Raw genomic sequence first — 14,003 nt, 5'->3', positions numbered from 1 at the left:
TACCCCTCCCAGGGCAGTAAACGGGGTCATTCGTTGTTTCTTCTAGTTGCATGCAGACAGTGATGGCGAAACGCGACGGGCGGTGTCAGTCCATGGCGGTTCCTCGCTGGCCGCTGGACGCGCGGACGATCAGTTGCGGGGCGATATCGGTGGCGAGCGGGGCCTCCGCGGCGGCGGCTTGCGGCTCCAGCGCGGCGAGCAGCAGCTGCATCGCGCGCGCGCCGAAGCCGGCGATGTCCACCCGCATCGTGGTCAGCGCCGGGTGCACGTAGCGCGCCATCGGCACGTCGTCGAAGCCGGCCACGGCGATGTCGTCGGGCACGCGCAGGCCGGCGTGGGTGAAGGCGAACAGGCAGCCGAGCGCCATCATGTCGTTGGCCGCGAACACCACCTCCGGGCGCTGGCCCTGCTGCAACAGCGCCTGCCCGGCGCGGTAGCCGGAGGCTTCGTCGAAGCCGCCCGGCAGCACCCGCGGCGGCACCTGCGGGCAGCGCTCGCGCAGTTCGTCGCGGTAGCCGCGCAGGCGTTCGCGCGCGTCGAAGTTGTCGTCCGGCCCGGCGATGAAGGCGATGCGGCGATGGCCGCTGTCGAGCAGGTGGCGGGTCATCGCGCGCGCGCCGCCGTAGTTGTCCACGTTGAGCACCTGCGCGTCGGCGATGCGCTCGGCGCAGTTCATCAGCACCGCCGGCAGCGTGCCGGGCAGCATGTCGGCGGCCTCGTCGGCATCGGTGCTCAGATAGGGCGACATCAGCAGCAGCCCGTCCACGCGTCCGGGCATGCGCCGCACCGCCAGCCGCTGCTCTTCCGGCTCGCCGTGGTAGCTGGACACCAGCAGATGCAGGCCGCGCTCGCGCGCGACCGTGTCGATGCCGCGGATCAGTTCGGAGAAGAACTCGCCGTGCAGGTCGGGCAGGACCACGCCGATGGTGTGGGTGCGGCGGCTGCTGAGGCTGCGCGCGGCATGGTGCGGCACGTAGTGCAGGGTGCGCGCGGCTTCCAGCACGCGTGCGCGCACCGGCTCGGCCACGTGCTGGTGGCCGTTCATGGTGCGCGACACGGTCGCCACCGAGACGTTGGCCAGGCGCGCCACGTCCTTGATGGTGATGCTCGCCCGCCGTTCCGGCGATGGCGCGATCCGCGGATTCACCAGCGTGCCTCCAGGGTCCGGAACGGTTTGTCCAGCAGCACGCCGGCGGCGGCGTAGGCGTCGATGCGGCGGCCGTCCACGCGCAGCTGCGTCGGCCGCGTGCGCGAGGGCCACACCACCCGTACCGCGGTGTCCGCGCGCAGCCCGGTGCCGAGCTCGATCCGCAACACCTCGCCGCGCTGGCGCGCGCGCATGCTCAGCTGGCCGTAGGCGGTGGGCAGGCGCTGCACCGCCAGGCCCTCGCCGGCGACCCAGGCCGGCGGCGTGCCGGGCAGCAGCGCCAGGCCGTCGTCGCCCTCGTGCATCAGCATGCCGAAGATGGTGCGCGCGTACTCGGCGCCGATCCAGGTATGCGGCATGTCGCCGAGGTAGCGCGGGAAGCGCGGCCGCGAATGCACCACTTCGGCCAGCACCTGCCATTCGAACGGGCGGCGGTCGCGCAGCATGTCCTGCAGCAGTTCGTCGGCGACCTGCGGCTGGTCCAGGTGCACGTAGGTCAGCACGTTGCGCATCTCGTACGGCGAATACGCCCACAGCGCGTTGGGCTGCTTGCGCTTGCGCACGTCGTCCAGATAGCGCGCGAAGGTGGTGCGCAGCGCCTGTTCCGGCAGCAGGTCCTGCTGGCCGGTGGGATCCAGCGCGATCGACACGCTGCTCGGATCGCCGTCGCCCAGGTCGGCCGCGGCGGGGATGAAGTCGGCGCCCTTCCAGGCCATGGTGGCGCGGATCGAGGCGGCCAGCGAGGTACGCAACGCGGCGTACTGTTCGCGCGCCCAGGCCGCGGTCGCCGCGTCGCCCAGCGACTCGGCCAGCCACGCGCCGTCGTGCCAGCCCTTCAGCGCCCAGTAGTCGTCCCAGTAGCTGTGGGTGGGGCTGGAATAGCCTTCGTGGCTGATCGACGGCGCCAGGATGCCGCGGAAACGTTCCGGCGCCGGCTGCTCGCCCATGTAGCCGGGCACCAGGGTGCGCTCGCGCAGTTCCTGCATGAACTGCATCGCCAGCTTCACCTTCGGCAGATAGGCGCGCACGCTGTCCGGCCCGCCGTCCAGACGCGCGACGTCGGCGACCAGGGTGATGTACTCGCCCTGGCTGTCGTATTCCAGGTCCGAGCCGAAACCGTCGTTGACGCTGCCGTCGTCGTTGAGGATCGGCGACACCAGCCCGTTCGGATGCACCGCGTGGTCGCTGTACCACTGCAGGTAGTCGCGCGCGACCTTGGCCTGGCCCATGCGCAGCAGGATCGCCGAGGTGGCCATGCCGTCGCGGATGAAGGAGCGGTTGTAGTTGCGCGGGCCGGGCTGCATCGCCGGGCCGGTCTGGTTGATCAGCATGTACGCGGCCTGCGCGCGCAGCATGTCGACCAGGCTGGCATCGGGCAGGCTCAGGCCGACGTTGCCGAGCCGGCGCTGCCAGTCGGCGGCTGCGCGCTCGGCCAGCGCGTCGAAGCTACGGCCAGGATCGCGCGCATCGGCGCCGAGCAGCGCGGCGCGGTCCAGCGCCGGCGGCAGGCGGCCCTGCGCGTCGGCGCTGGCGGTGCCGAGCGGGAACGCCAGCACCACGTCCTGCTGCGCGCCCGGCGCCAGCGTCACCGCGTAGTCCAGCATCGCCGCGGCCAGGCCGTCGGCGTCGTGCGCTGCGCGCTGCGCCGGCAAGGTGCCGGCGGCGACGTGGCGGGTGATCTCGGTTGCGCCATGCGCGCCGAACGCCTCGGCGCCGGCACCGCCGGGCGCGCTCAGCGACTCCAGCAGCAGGCGGCCGTTGACCCGCACCGCAGCGTCCTCGACGGCGATGTCGTGGATCGGCGACAGGCCGCCGTTCTGCCACGGCGGATTCATCTGCATCGGCCGCACCAGCGGCGACAGCGTGCCGCTGACCGGGCTGCTGCCGGTGTTGCGCAGGCGATGGCGCAGCAGCGTCACCGGCTGGCCGCCGTGTTCGATGGTGCAGGTCTCGCTGCGCAGTTCCAGCCCGGGCTGCGGCGCCCAGCTCACTGATGGCATCGGTTTCCAGCCATCGCGCAGCGCATGCATCAGCGCGTGGCCGTCGGCGCCGGCGGCAGTACCGGACGCATCGCGCCACAGCGGCTGCACCAGCGGCGCGCCCTTCCACGCCTCCAGGTTGCCGTACTCGTCGAAGATCGATTTCTGCCGTCCGGCGTGGATGCCGACCGCGGTCCAGTAGGTCTGCTGCATGTGCAGCGAGGCCGGGAACAGCGCGCCCTGGCCGCGCTGCGCGGCGACCTGGTAGCGCTTCATCGGCGTCATCACCGCCTTCGGCCCGAGCAGGCGCAGGCGGCGCAGCGCCGGTGCGGCGGCGCCGGGCGCGGCATCCACGCTCAGCCGCAGCGCGCGCGCCTCGACCGGCGCGGCACCGGCCAGATAGGCGCTGTCGCTCTGCCCGGCCTGCGGATCCTCGGCCAGCGTGCTCCAGCGGCCCGCGGCATCCTGCGCCTGCAGCCGCGCCGCGCCATGCGCGCCGGCGAATTCGACGATCAGGCCGGCGCTGGCGAAGGTGCGCGGGAACGCGATCTCAAGCTGCCGCGCCTGCGCGCCCTTGCCGGGCATGGCCAACGCCGCGCCGCCTTGCCACAGCGCGGCCGCGGCATCGGCCGGGACGCCGCGCAGCCGTGCGCTGGCCGCTTCGCCCAGCGGCTCCATCTCGAAGATCGAGATGCCCCAGTCGGCGGTGCGTTCGGGACTGACCAGGCGCAGGTAGCGCGCGCTACGCGGCGCGAAGAACAGCGTCTCGGTGCCGCCCATCGAATCGGCCATGGTGTAGACCGTGTCCCAGCGCTGGCCGTCGCGCGAAGCCTGCAGCAGGAAACCTTCGGGATTGGCGCTGTCCCATTGCAGGCGCACGCCGCCGAGCCGCGCCTCGCGGCCCAGGTCGACCTGGAACCAATGGCCGGGACTGAACGCACCGCCGGTGCGGGTAGTGGCATCGCCGTCGATCAGGCAGCCGATCGCCTGCGCCTTGACCTGGCTGGAAGAACTGGAGGCATGCCATGCCTGGCGTGGCGGCAAGCGGCCGTCCTGCGCCTGCGCCGGCAGTGCCATGGCGAGTCCGCACAGAATCCCGGCCAGCGCCAGACGGCAACGGCCGACGCCGCTGTGACCCAGCACTCGGAATATTTCGGACGTGTATCGCACCGGGACCCCCGTCCAGTACCACCTCAAGCGAGGTGGGCGGACGGTAACAGCAACTGCAAGCGGTTACATGATGCGTCGCAACATTGTGCAATGCGCCAACACGCCTTGCGATGCGCTGCCATCGCCGTCTCGGCGTTGCCGGCCGGGTCAAGAAATGTCCCAACGCGACATCGGCGCTGTGCGCGGCAACCGCCGCGACGGCACCGCCGCGGGCGCGCGGCTTGCCGGAATCGCCTGCGCCCAGCAAGATGCGGAACGTTTTGGGGAACGAGCCAGCACCGTATGCCGCCACGCCCGACCCGGCTCACGCCCTTGCATGTCGTCCCCGCGCTGCTGCTGGCCGCGCTGGCCCTGTCCGGCTGCAAGCGCAGCCCCGCCGAGCTGCCCGGCGCCAGCGCCGAACCGGCCGCGGCCGTGCGCGCGCTGGCGTATACGCTGCAGCGCAACGATCTGGCCGGCTATGCGCGCGCCGCGGTCCCGCCCGAGCAGTACCGGCGCCTGCAGCAGGCCTGGAGCGAAGACCGCAGCCGCTGGCCGCTGACCCAGCTACCGCTGGCCGAACGCCTGCCCGAGGTGCTCGACACCCTGTCCGCGCCGGACGCCGAGCGCACGCTGCAACATGCCTTCGACGCGCAGTTCGACGGGCAAACCGCGAGCCTGCGCCAGGCCGCGCACTCGCTGGGCCTGTTCGGCGTGCAGTACCTGCGCAACCAGGGCGAGTACACCCCGGAGCAGCGCGGCCACTACGTGCAGCTGGTGCAGGCGCTGAGCGGCTGGGCCGAACACGCGCCGCTGGCCGAGCGCAAGCACGCACAGGCGGCGATCGCACAGCTCAGCGCCGCCGCGCGCCGCACAGGCCTGCACCGCGACGCCGACCTGCACGGCCTGGGCATGGAGCCAAGCCTGCAGCGGCTCGGCCCGTTCCTGGCCGAACTGAAGACGGTGCTGGCCGGCTACGGCCTGGACCTGGACGCCAGCGCGCGCGAACTGCGCACCGGACTGCTCAGCCAGCAGGGCGACCAGGCCATGGTGCGCATCCAGTACCCGCTGGGCAGCGCGCAGATCGACACCACCGCGGTGCTGGTCCGCCGCCAGGGCCGCTGGTACCTGCGCGATATCCTGCACGAGGTGGACACGCTGCTGGCCGCCGCCGCGGCACCCGTCGCCGCCCCTGCCGCGGCCGCGACGGCACCGGCCGCCGACCGCGCAGCGCCGGCTAAGCGATAATGCCGCCGATGCCAGAACAAACCCCCCTCCCCTTCGCCGACGCCGCCGCAGCTGCGCGCGCCTCGGATCCGGCGCCCGCGCCCGTCCCCCCGGCCGGTGCCGACGCCACCGGCAGCGTGCCGCCGGCGCCCGGCGCCGCGCCGCAGCCGCTGCTGGCGCTGGCCGCGCGCAGCGCCAAGCGGCCGCTGTGGGCGCGCCTGCTCGGGCGGGTGGCCGATCCGTGGCTGGGCCTGAACATCGAACCGGCCGAACCCAGCCAGTACGACGACGGCCGCCCGGTGGTCTATGTGCTGGAAGACTACGGCCTGTCCAACGCGCTGATCCTGGACAAGGCCTGCCGCGAGGCCGGCCTGCCGTCGCCGCTGGTGCCGCTGCCCGGCGACCCGCTGGGGCGCAAGCGCGCCTACCTGGCGCTGTCGCGGCGCAGCAGCAACAACGCGCTGATCCCCGAGCAGCGCGGCGCCAAGACCCATTCCGATTCGCTGGCCAAGCTGCTGCAGGCGCACCGCGAGCGCCCGGACCTGGACATCCACCTGGTGCCGGTGTCGATCTTCGTCGGCCGCGCGCCGGACAAGCAGAGCGGCTGGTTCGCGGTGCTGTTCTCGGAAAACTGGGCGCTGGTCGGCAGCTTCCGCCGCCTGCTCGGCGTGCTGCTCAACGGCCGCAGCACCATCGTGCGCTTCGCCCCGCCGGTCTCGATGCGGCAGACGGTGGAGGAAGGGCTGCCGCCGGAGCGCACCGTGCGCAAGCTGCAGCGCGTGCTGCGCACCCATTTCCGGCGCATCCGCGAGGCGGTGATCGGGCCGGACCTGTCGACCCGCCGGCTGCTGGTGGACCAGGTGCTGGCCGCCGAGCCGGTGCGCGAGGCGATCGCCGCGCAGGCCAAGCGCGACAACAGCAAGCCGATCGACGCCTGGCGCAAGGCCCACGCCTATGCCTGGGAGATCGCCGCCGACTACTCCAGCCCGGTGGTGCGTTCGGCCAGCTTCCTGCTCAGCCACGTGTGGAACCGCATCTACGCCGGCGTGCTGGTGCACCACCTGGACAAGCTGAAGGAGGCCGCGCCCGGGCACGAAGTGATCTACGTGCCCAGCCACCGCAGCCACATGGACTATCTGCTGCTGTCCTACCTGCTGTACGAACGCGGCATCGTGCCGCCGCACATCGTGGCCGGCATCAACCTCAACCTGCCGGTGGTCGGGCAGTTGCTGCGCAAGGGCGGCGCGTTCTTCATCCGCCGCTCGATCCGCGGCAACGCGCTGTACTCGGCGGTGCTCAGCGAATACGTGGCGCAGCTGGTGGCCGGCGGCTACTCGATCGAGTACTTCGTCGAAGGCGGCCGCTCGCGCACCGGGCGGCTGCTGCAGCCCAAGGGCGGCATGATCGCGATGACCCTGCGCGCGTTCCTGCGCCAGCCGCGCAAGCCGGTGCTGTTCCAGCCGATCTACGTCGGCTACGAGAAGCTGATGGAAGGCAACAGCTACCTCGACGAACTCAGCGGCCGGCCCAAGGAGAAGGAATCGATCTGGGGCCTGCTGTGGAGCATCCCCAAGGTGCTCAAGCAGAACTACGGGCAGGTGGTGGTGAACTTCGGCGAGCCGATCGCGCTGAGCCAGGTGCTGGCGCAGCGCGCGCCGGACTGGGACGGCCAGCCGCTGGGCGAGGACGAGAAACCGAGCTGGTTGAACGGCACCGTCGATGCGCTGGCGCAGCAGATCCAGGTGCACGTCAACGCCGCCGCCGACGTCAATCCGGTCAACCTGCTGGCGTTGGCGCTGCTGTCCACGCCCAAGCACGCGATGGGCGAGGCCGACCTGATCGCGCAGATCGAACTGTGCAAGAAGCTGCTGGCCGAACTGCCGTACTCGGACCGGGTCACCGTCACCCCGCATTCGCCCGAGCGCATCATCGCCCATGCCGAGGAGATCAACGTACTGACCCGCACGCCGCATCCGCTCGGCGACGTGCTCAGCGTCAACGGCGACAACGCGGTGCTGCTGAGCTACTTCCGCAACAACGTGCTGCACCTGTTCACCGCCTCCTCGTGGGTGGCGTGCTGCTTCCAGAACAACCGCCGCATGAGCCGCTCCGGGCTGCTGCGGCTGGGCCGCACCGTGTACCCGTTCCTGCAGGCCGAACTGTTCCTGCCGTGGAGCGAGGACCAGTTCGCCGAACGCATCGAGCGCACCATCGCGGTGTTCGTGCGCGAAGGACTGCTGCTGCAGGTCAACGACGACGACGGCGGCGTGCTGGCGCGCAACACCGGGCAGACCGACGAGGTGTTCCGCCTGCGCGCGATCGGGCATTCGCTGCAGCAGGCGTTCGAGCGCTACTACATCGCCATTTCGGTGCTGGTCAAGAACGGCCCCGGCAAACTCGGCGCCGGCGAACTGGAAAGCCTGTGCCAGCAGGCCGCGCAGCGCCTGAGCCTGCTGTACGCGCCGGCCGCGCCGGAGTTCTTCGACAAGACCCTGTTCCGCGGCTTCATCCAGAAGCTGCGCGAACTGAAGCTGGTGTGGCCGGACGAGAACAGCAAGCTGCTGTTCGACGAGCGGCTGGATGCGTGGGCCAAGGACGCCAAGTTCATCCTCGGCCGCGAACTGCGCCACACCATCGAGCGGGTCAGCCCGGAAGCGGCGAAGCCGGAAGAGCCGGTGGTGCCGCAGGATTGAAGCGGCGGCGGTAGCGAACGGCCTGGCGCCGCATCTCTCGGAATGCCCCTGGCGCCGCTTTCGCTCGGCGATCGACCCATCGCGTGTGTCGCGACGGGCGTTACCGGGAAGGCCGGCGCGACTGAAGTCCCACATGTGGCATCGTTGGCATCGCCGGGATCCGACGGCTCAGCCGCCGAACAGATCGCCGGTCACCGGGCCGGCAGGCGCGGTGTCCGCCGGATACACCAGCTGCCCTTGCGCATCGCTGCGCGCGGCGGGGTTGAGGATGGCCGGTTCGCGGCGCTTGGCGTCGAGCAGGTGGATCACCGTGTGGCCGTGGTGCAGCAGGTGATCGCAGACGATCTGGCGGTGGCATTGGTGCCAGTCGGCTTCGGCGCACATCACCGCGCAGGCGCCGCGGCTGCCGAGCGCGCGCAGCTGGGCGAACGCTGCGCCGAAGTCGGCGCCCAGCGCGTAGTCGGCGTAGTTTCGGCCAGCTGCGCGATCCGCGCGCGGTGCAGGATGTCGAGGAATTCGTCCAGCGGCCGGGTGGAATGGCCGACGCTGAAGAACCTCGCCGCATTCACGCCGGTTCGTCGGGGATCAGCAGGTTTTCCAGGCGCATGATGCAGTCCTTGAGCTGCAGCTTGCGCTTCTTCAGCCGCTTGGCCTGCAGTTCGTCGTCGAGGTTGGCCGGGGTGCGCTGGATCTGTTCGTCGAGCGCACGGTGCTCGCGACGCAAGGCGTCGATGCGCTGGGAGATCTCGGCGGGCGTCATGTCTTCCACGAGGCCCGAGCATACACAGGCGATGGGGCTGCCGTCACCGTGCACGGCGACGAATCCATGTCGGAGCGATGCGATTGCCGGCACCCTGTGCGCGGCGCCGACGCGGAGGCGGCGTCATTCCCGGCGCACGCCGCGTTGGCGGCAGGCGCGCCGCCCAGATAGGCGTCTCCGTGTTGCTCGCCGTAAGGATGGACCAGCGCGATGCGCCCCTGCGCGTCGTGCTGCAGCTCGGTGCGCTTGATCGAACGCATGTGGGTGACGCCGCCGGACAGCATCGCGTCGTGATAGAACAGGTACCAGGTGCCCTGGAATTCGCAGATCGAGGTGCGTGGTCCAGCCGACCACAGCATCAAAGGGGCCCAGCATCAAAGGGGCCAGAGGAAATATCCACTTCAACGGCATATTTCCTCCGGCCCCCTTTTTTGCCTGATCCGCGAAGACCCTTTTTTGGCTCCTTTTTTTGGCTCCTTTTTTTGCCTTTTTTGCCCTTGGACAGCGCCTAACCATTCGCTACTCGTGCGCAATCCGATCCAATGCGGCCAGCACCTCCGCCGGCAGTGACAACTCAGCCGCCGCCAGATTTTCCAGCAGATGCGCAACCGAAGAGGTGCCCGGAATCAGCAGGATGTTCGGCGCACGCGCCAGCAGCCACGCCAGCGCTACCTGCATCGGCGTCGCACCAAGCTCCCGCGCGATCGACGAAAGCGAGTCGGACTGCAGCGGGGTGAAGCCGCCGAGCGGGAAGAACGGCACATAGGCGATACCGTCGCGGGCTAGCGCGTCGATCAGCGCATCGTCGTCGCGGTGCGCCAGGTTGTAGTGGTTCTGCACGCAGACCACCTCGGCGATGCGCCGTGCTTCCTGCACCTGCGCGGCAGTGGCGTTGCTGATGCCCAGATGCCGGATCAGCCCGCGCTGCTGTAGTTCCGCGAGCGCGCTGAACTGCGCTTCGATCGCGCCCTCGCTGGGCTTGTACACATCGAGCATCGCCCGCAGGTTAACCACGTCCAGGACATCCACGCCGAGGTTGCGTAGATTGTCGTGCACCGCCTGCGTCAGTTCGGCCGGGCGCTGCGCCACCTGCCACGATGCGTCGTCGCCGCGCACGGCGCCGACCTTGGTGACGATCGTCAGTTGCTGCGGATACGGATGCAGCGCCTCGCGGATCAGCTGGTTGGTGATGTGCGGCCCGTAGAAGTCGCTGGTGTCGATGTGGTCCACGCCCGAGGCCACCGCCTCGCGCAGCACTGCCAGCGCCGCGGCGCGGTCCTTGGGCGGCCCGAACACGCCTGGGCCGGCCAGCTGCATCGCGCCGTAGCCGATGCGCGTTACGCGGCGGTCGCCGAGGGAAAAGGTGCCAGCGGTCGAAAGCTTGCTCATGACTGCCTCCAGAAGTGGTGGGCCGAAACCCGGGTGAGGCCTGCACTGTAGGCGGCACGCCGATGCGCGATAATCCGGTCGAATCGGCACGGGCTGCGCGGGATCTCGAACAATGGCCACGGACCTGCAAGACCTCTTCGCCTTCCTGGCGGTGCTGCGCGCCGGCGGCTTCCGCGAAGGCGCGCGCGCCAGCGGCAGCTCCGCCTCCAGCCTGAGCGAGGCGGTGCGGCGCCTGGAAACCCGGCTCGGCGTGCGCCTGTTCAACCGCACCACCCGCAGCGTGCTGCCGACCGAGGCCGGCGCACGCCTGGCCGAACGCCTGATCCCCGCCCTCGGCGAAGTGGAAGCGGCGCTGGACGTGGTCAATGGCTTCCGCGACCGCCCCAGCGGCACCCTGCGCCTCAACGTGCCAGGCGCCGCCGCGCGCCTGGTGCTGCCGGCGATCGTCACCCCGTTCCTGAAGGCCTATCCCGAGATCAGGCTGGAAGTGATCGTGGAAGACAGCTTCGTCGACATGCTGGCGGCCGGCTGCGATGCCGGCATCCGCTACGACGAGCGGCTGGAGCAGGACATGATCGCCGTGCCGATCGGCCCGCGCGTGCAGCGCTTCGCCACCGCCGCCTCGCCCGAGTACCTCGCCGCGCACGGGCACCCGCAGCACCCGCGCGACCTGCTGGGGCACGCCTGCCTGCGCGGCCAGTTCGCCAGCGGCGCCATCCCGGCCTGGGAATTCGAACGCGACGGTGAGATCGTGCTGATCGAGCCGAGCGGCCCGTTGCTGGTGCGCCTGGGCGCCGCGGTGGACCTGGCCATCGACGCCGCGGTCGGCGGCCTGGGCGTGATCCACCTGTTCGAAGACTGGCTACACCCACACCTGGACAGCGGCGCGCTGGAACCGGTGCTGGAGCCATGGTGGCAGAGCTTCAGCGGCCCGTTCCTCTATTACCCAGGGCGCCGCCATCTGCCCGCACCGCTGCGCGCGTTCGTGGATTTCATTCGGACGCCGTGATCGCGGTGCGGGCGGTGACGCCACGTCGCCGCTCCGGCATTCGGAAGAATCGCCAAACGCCGCTCCCTGTAGATATCGTCTTCCCCCCTAATAGGCAAGAGCCTTTTGAGGGTCGAAGGGCGTGCGCGATTTGAGCACGCCGTAGGCGATATGTAGCAGCTTGCGCATGGCGGCGCAGATGATCTGCTTGCCGGCTTTGCCGCGTTCGCGCAGGCGCTGCTTCAGCGCGCGGATGACCGGATTGTGGGTCATCGCGACCATGGCCGGCATATACAGGCCAAAGGCATCAAAGGGGCCGGCATCAAAGGGGCCAGGGCATCAAAGGGGCCAGAGGACAATATCCACTTCAACCGCATATTCCCCTGGCCCCTTTTTCCCCTTTTTCCGCGCTGGCCCCTTTTTCCACAGCACGCCGTTGAGAAATCGTCGATTGTCCTGGGACATCCCGCCCCGAGCTCCCCTTTGCCCAGGAAGATGGGGGGGCGAGTAATTCCCAAGCATGATCAGAAAGGTCGTGACGATGGTAGGAGGCAGTCGACATAGCCAAGGGATGTGTGTTTCTTGCTATGTTCGCGCACTTCCTTGATTCGTGACGACACTATCCAGAGACGTGCCTGCCTGCGCGCATTCACAATCCGGGGTAAGCAGACGGTCGCGTGGCGGCCGCATAATGGCGCGATGGAGACGACTCGTGCATAGCGGCGGTCTGGAGCTGGCGCTGGTATTGCTGCTGGCCGCGGTGATCGCGGTGCCGGTGTTCAAGCGCCTGGGCCTGGGCGCGGTGCTGGCCTACCTGGCCGCCGGCGTGGTGCTGGGTCCGGACGGGCTGGGCTTCGTGCAGGACACCGAGCGCATCCTCAACGCCGCCGAGATCGGCGTGGTGATGCTGCTGTTCCTGATCGGCCTGGAACTGTCGCCGGCGCGGCTGAAGCTGATGCGGCGTGCGGTGTTCGGCGCCGGCACCGCGCAGGTCGCGCTGACCGCGTTGCCGCTGGGCGTGCTGCTGCTGGGCCTGGACCTGAACTGGAAGAGCGCGCTGGTGGTGGGCCTGGCGCTGGCGCTGTCGTCCACCGCGGTGGGCCTGCAGTTGCTGGCCGAGCGCAAGGCGCTCAACAGCGACTACGGCCGGCTCGGCTTCGCGATCCTGCTGTTCCAGGACCTGATCGCGATCCCGCTGCTGGCCGCGATCCCCCTGCTCGGCGGGGCCAAGAACGACACCCTGACCTGGCCCGAGGTGGCGCAGGCGCTGGGGGCGCTGGCGGTGGTGGTGCTGTGCGGCCGCTTCGTGCTGCGCCATCTGTTCCGCATCGTGGCACGCACGCGCATGCCCGAGGTGTTCACCGCCAGCGCGCTGCTGGTGGTGCTGGGCAATGCGTGGTTCCTGCAGAAGGCCGGGCTGAGTCCCAGCCTGGGCGCGTTCCTGGCCGGCGTGCTGCTGGCCGACTCGGAATTCCGGCACGAACTGGAAGCGCAGATCGAGCCATTCCAGGGCCTGCTGCTGGGGGTGTTCTTCATCGCCGTGGGCATGGGCATCGACCTGGACCGCATCGTCGCCGAGCCGTGGCTGATCGCCGGCGGCGTGGCCACGCTGCTGCTGGTCAAGTTCAGCCTGCTGGTCGGCATCGGCCGGGTAGCGCGGCTGCCGCTGCGCAGCGCCTTGTTGCTGGGCAGCCTGCTGTGGCTGGGCGGCGAGTTCGCGTTCGTGGTGTTCACCGAGGCGCAGCGCGTGCAGTTGCTCGACGACGCCAACCACGACCGCCTGGTCGCGGTGGTCGGCGTGTCGATGGCGCTGACCCCGCTGCTGCTGATCGGCATGCAGCGCCTGCTCGATGGCGGCAACGCGGCCAAGCCGAAGCGCCCGCCGATCCCGGCGGCCAGCTACGACACCGTGGACGCGCAGCGCGCGCAGGTGCTGATCGCCGGCATGGGCCGCTTCGGCCAGGTCGTGGCGCGCATGCTGACCGCACAGCGGATCCCGTTCGTGGCGCTGGAGCACAACCCGGACACGGTCGAGGACCTGCGCCGCTTCGGCAACAAGATCTACTACGGCGACCCGAGCCGCCCGGACCTGTTGCGCGCAGCCGGCAGCGACGGCATCGGCATCTTCGTGGTGGCGATGGACGACGCGGAGACCAACATCAAGACCACGCGGCTGATCCGCCGCCTGTACCCGAAGGCGCAGGTGCTGGCGCGCGCGCGCAACCGCCAGCACGCCTGGCGGCTGATGGACCTGGGCGCCGAACCGTTCCGCGAGGTGTTCGCCTCCAGCCTGGAACTGAGCGAAAGGGTGCTGGTCAGCCTGGGCCTGAGCGCGGACACCGCGCGCGACCGCATCGCCCGCTTCCGCGACCACGACGAGCAGCTGCTGCGCGCGCAGCACCTGGTATACGACGACGAGGCGGCGGTGGTGCAGACCTCGCGCGATGCGCGCGCCGACCTGATGCAGCTGTTCGAGGCCGACCTGAGCGAAGAAGCACCCGGCGCGGCGGACGACGGCGAGGCGGCGGCGAAGACCGCATCGTAGCTGCGTGCTGGTGCGGCGAATGGTCGCGGCGGGTGGGGCGGGTGTGGCCCGCCCGGCACATCGCAGCAACCACGGAGAACGATGGACCGGTATGTTCCGTGTTGCAGTGATGGGTGTTTTGGCGTG

General features: G+C 70.1%; 10 protein-coding genes and 3 pseudogenes. 4 read left to right on the top strand and 9 right to left on the bottom strand.

What is annotated here, in order from left to right:
* Positions 1-85: 85 nt before the first annotated feature.
* Together FZ025_RS10215 and FZ025_RS10210 are read right to left on the bottom strand one after the other, a co-directional pair.
* Positions 86-1,147, bottom strand: a complete 1,062-nt coding sequence (locus FZ025_RS10215) for a LacI family DNA-binding transcriptional regulator (protein WP_046977720.1) — start codon at positions 1,145-1,147, stop codon at positions 86-88.
* Positions 1,144-4,203 (bottom strand): galactose-binding domain-containing protein, encoded by a 3,060-nt coding sequence (locus tag FZ025_RS10210; RefSeq protein WP_104558917.1) that lies wholly within the window; start codon positions 4,201-4,203, stop codon positions 1,144-1,146. The genes FZ025_RS10215 and FZ025_RS10210 overlap by 4 nt, the downstream gene beginning before the upstream one ends.
* Positions 4,204-4,578: 375 nt before the next feature.
* Between FZ025_RS10210 and FZ025_RS10205 the strand changes: the two genes are divergently transcribed.
* The gene (locus FZ025_RS10205) at positions 4,579-5,523 is read left to right on the top strand and encodes a hypothetical protein (RefSeq protein ID WP_046977719.1); all 945 of its coding nucleotides are present in this window, start codon (positions 4,579-4,581) and stop codon (positions 5,521-5,523) included.
* Positions 5,523-8,195 (top strand): glycerol-3-phosphate 1-O-acyltransferase PlsB, encoded by a 2,673-nt coding sequence (gene plsB, locus FZ025_RS10200; protein WP_104558916.1) that lies wholly within the window; start codon positions 5,523-5,525, stop codon positions 8,193-8,195. The genes FZ025_RS10205 and plsB overlap by 1 nt, the downstream gene beginning before the upstream one ends.
* Positions 8,196-8,363: 168 nt before the next feature.
* Here the strand turns inward: plsB and FZ025_RS10195 are convergent, their stop codons facing one another.
* The 5 genes and pseudogenes from FZ025_RS10195 to FZ025_RS10180 form a co-directional block, all read right to left on the bottom strand.
* On the bottom strand, positions 8,364-8,648 hold the full coding sequence (locus FZ025_RS10195; RefSeq protein ID WP_244292525.1) for a DUF488 domain-containing protein: 285 nt from the start codon (positions 8,646-8,648) through the stop codon (positions 8,364-8,366).
* Positions 8,579-8,764, bottom strand: a complete 186-nt coding sequence (locus FZ025_RS22360) for a hypothetical protein (protein ID WP_244292506.1) — start codon at positions 8,762-8,764, stop codon at positions 8,579-8,581. Before FZ025_RS22360 ends, FZ025_RS10195 begins: the two co-directional genes overlap by 70 nt.
* A complete protein-coding gene (locus FZ025_RS10190; protein WP_104558915.1) occupies positions 8,761-8,955 on the bottom strand; it encodes a YdcH family protein in 195 nt (64 codons plus the stop codon). The genes FZ025_RS22360 and FZ025_RS10190 overlap by 4 nt, the downstream gene beginning before the upstream one ends.
* Before the next feature lie 185 nt (positions 8,956-9,140).
* Positions 9,141-9,324, bottom strand: a pseudogene (locus FZ025_RS10185) (alpha-N-arabinofuranosidase); the annotation flags it as partial.
* A gap of 150 nt (positions 9,325-9,474) precedes the next feature.
* Entirely contained in the window at positions 9,475-10,344 is an 870-nt protein-coding gene (locus FZ025_RS10180; protein WP_046978898.1) for an aldo/keto reductase family oxidoreductase, read from the bottom strand.
* A 112-nt stretch (positions 10,345-10,456) separates the two neighbouring features.
* On the opposite strand from FZ025_RS10180, the gene FZ025_RS10175 reads away from it, so the two are divergent.
* Positions 10,457-11,353 carry a LysR family transcriptional regulator gene (locus FZ025_RS10175; RefSeq protein ID WP_046978899.1) on the top strand — a complete coding sequence of 299 codons (897 nt, stop codon included), beginning with the start codon at positions 10,457-10,459 and terminating at the stop codon, positions 11,351-11,353.
* A gap of 87 nt (positions 11,354-11,440) precedes the next feature.
* On the opposite strand, the pseudogene FZ025_RS10170 reads toward FZ025_RS10175, so the two are convergent.
* Both FZ025_RS10170 and FZ025_RS22355 read right to left on the bottom strand, forming a co-directional pair.
* A pseudogene (locus FZ025_RS10170) lies at positions 11,441-11,626 on the bottom strand (IS110 family transposase); the annotation flags it as partial.
* 129 nt (positions 11,627-11,755) lie between these two features.
* Positions 11,756-11,894 (bottom strand): annotated as a pseudogene (locus tag FZ025_RS22355) (IS5/IS1182 family transposase); the annotation flags it as partial.
* Positions 11,895-12,044: 150 nt separating this feature from the next.
* On the opposite strand from FZ025_RS22355, the gene FZ025_RS10165 reads away from it, so the two are divergent.
* Positions 12,045-13,877, top strand: coding sequence for a monovalent cation:proton antiporter-2 (CPA2) family protein (locus tag FZ025_RS10165; RefSeq protein ID WP_104558914.1), 1,833 nt, complete (start codon positions 12,045-12,047; stop codon positions 13,875-13,877).
* Positions 13,878-14,003: the final 126 nt, after the last annotated feature.

The sequence above is a fragment of the Xanthomonas hyacinthi genome (assembly GCF_009769165.1).
Taxonomy (GTDB): Bacteria; Pseudomonadota; Gammaproteobacteria; order Xanthomonadales; family Xanthomonadaceae; genus Xanthomonas_A; species Xanthomonas_A hyacinthi.
The sequence above is the reverse complement of the archived record's forward strand: the minus strand, read 5'-3'. Positions and strand labels throughout refer to the sequence as shown.

Excerpts from the sequence above, each read along its gene's own strand:
- FZ025_RS10175 (WP_046978899.1), top strand. The coding sequence starts at position 10,457 with ATGGCCACGGACCTGCAAGACCTCTTCGCCTTCCTGGCGGTGCTGCGC.
- FZ025_RS10190 (WP_104558915.1), bottom strand. The coding sequence starts at position 8,955 with ATGACGCCCGCCGAGATCTCCCAGCGCATCGACGCCTTGCGTCGCGAG.
- FZ025_RS10205 (WP_046977719.1), top strand. The coding sequence starts at position 4,579 with ATGCCGCCACGCCCGACCCGGCTCACGCCCTTGCATGTCGTCCCCGCG.
- plsB (WP_104558916.1), top strand. The coding sequence starts at position 5,523 with ATGCCGCCGATGCCAGAACAAACCCCCCTCCCCTTCGCCGACGCCGCC.
- FZ025_RS10180 (WP_046978898.1), bottom strand. The coding sequence starts at position 10,344 with ATGAGCAAGCTTTCGACCGCTGGCACCTTTTCCCTCGGCGACCGCCGC.
- FZ025_RS10210 (WP_104558917.1), bottom strand. The coding sequence starts at position 4,203 with ATGGCACTGCCGGCGCAGGCGCAGGACGGCCGCTTGCCGCCACGCCAG.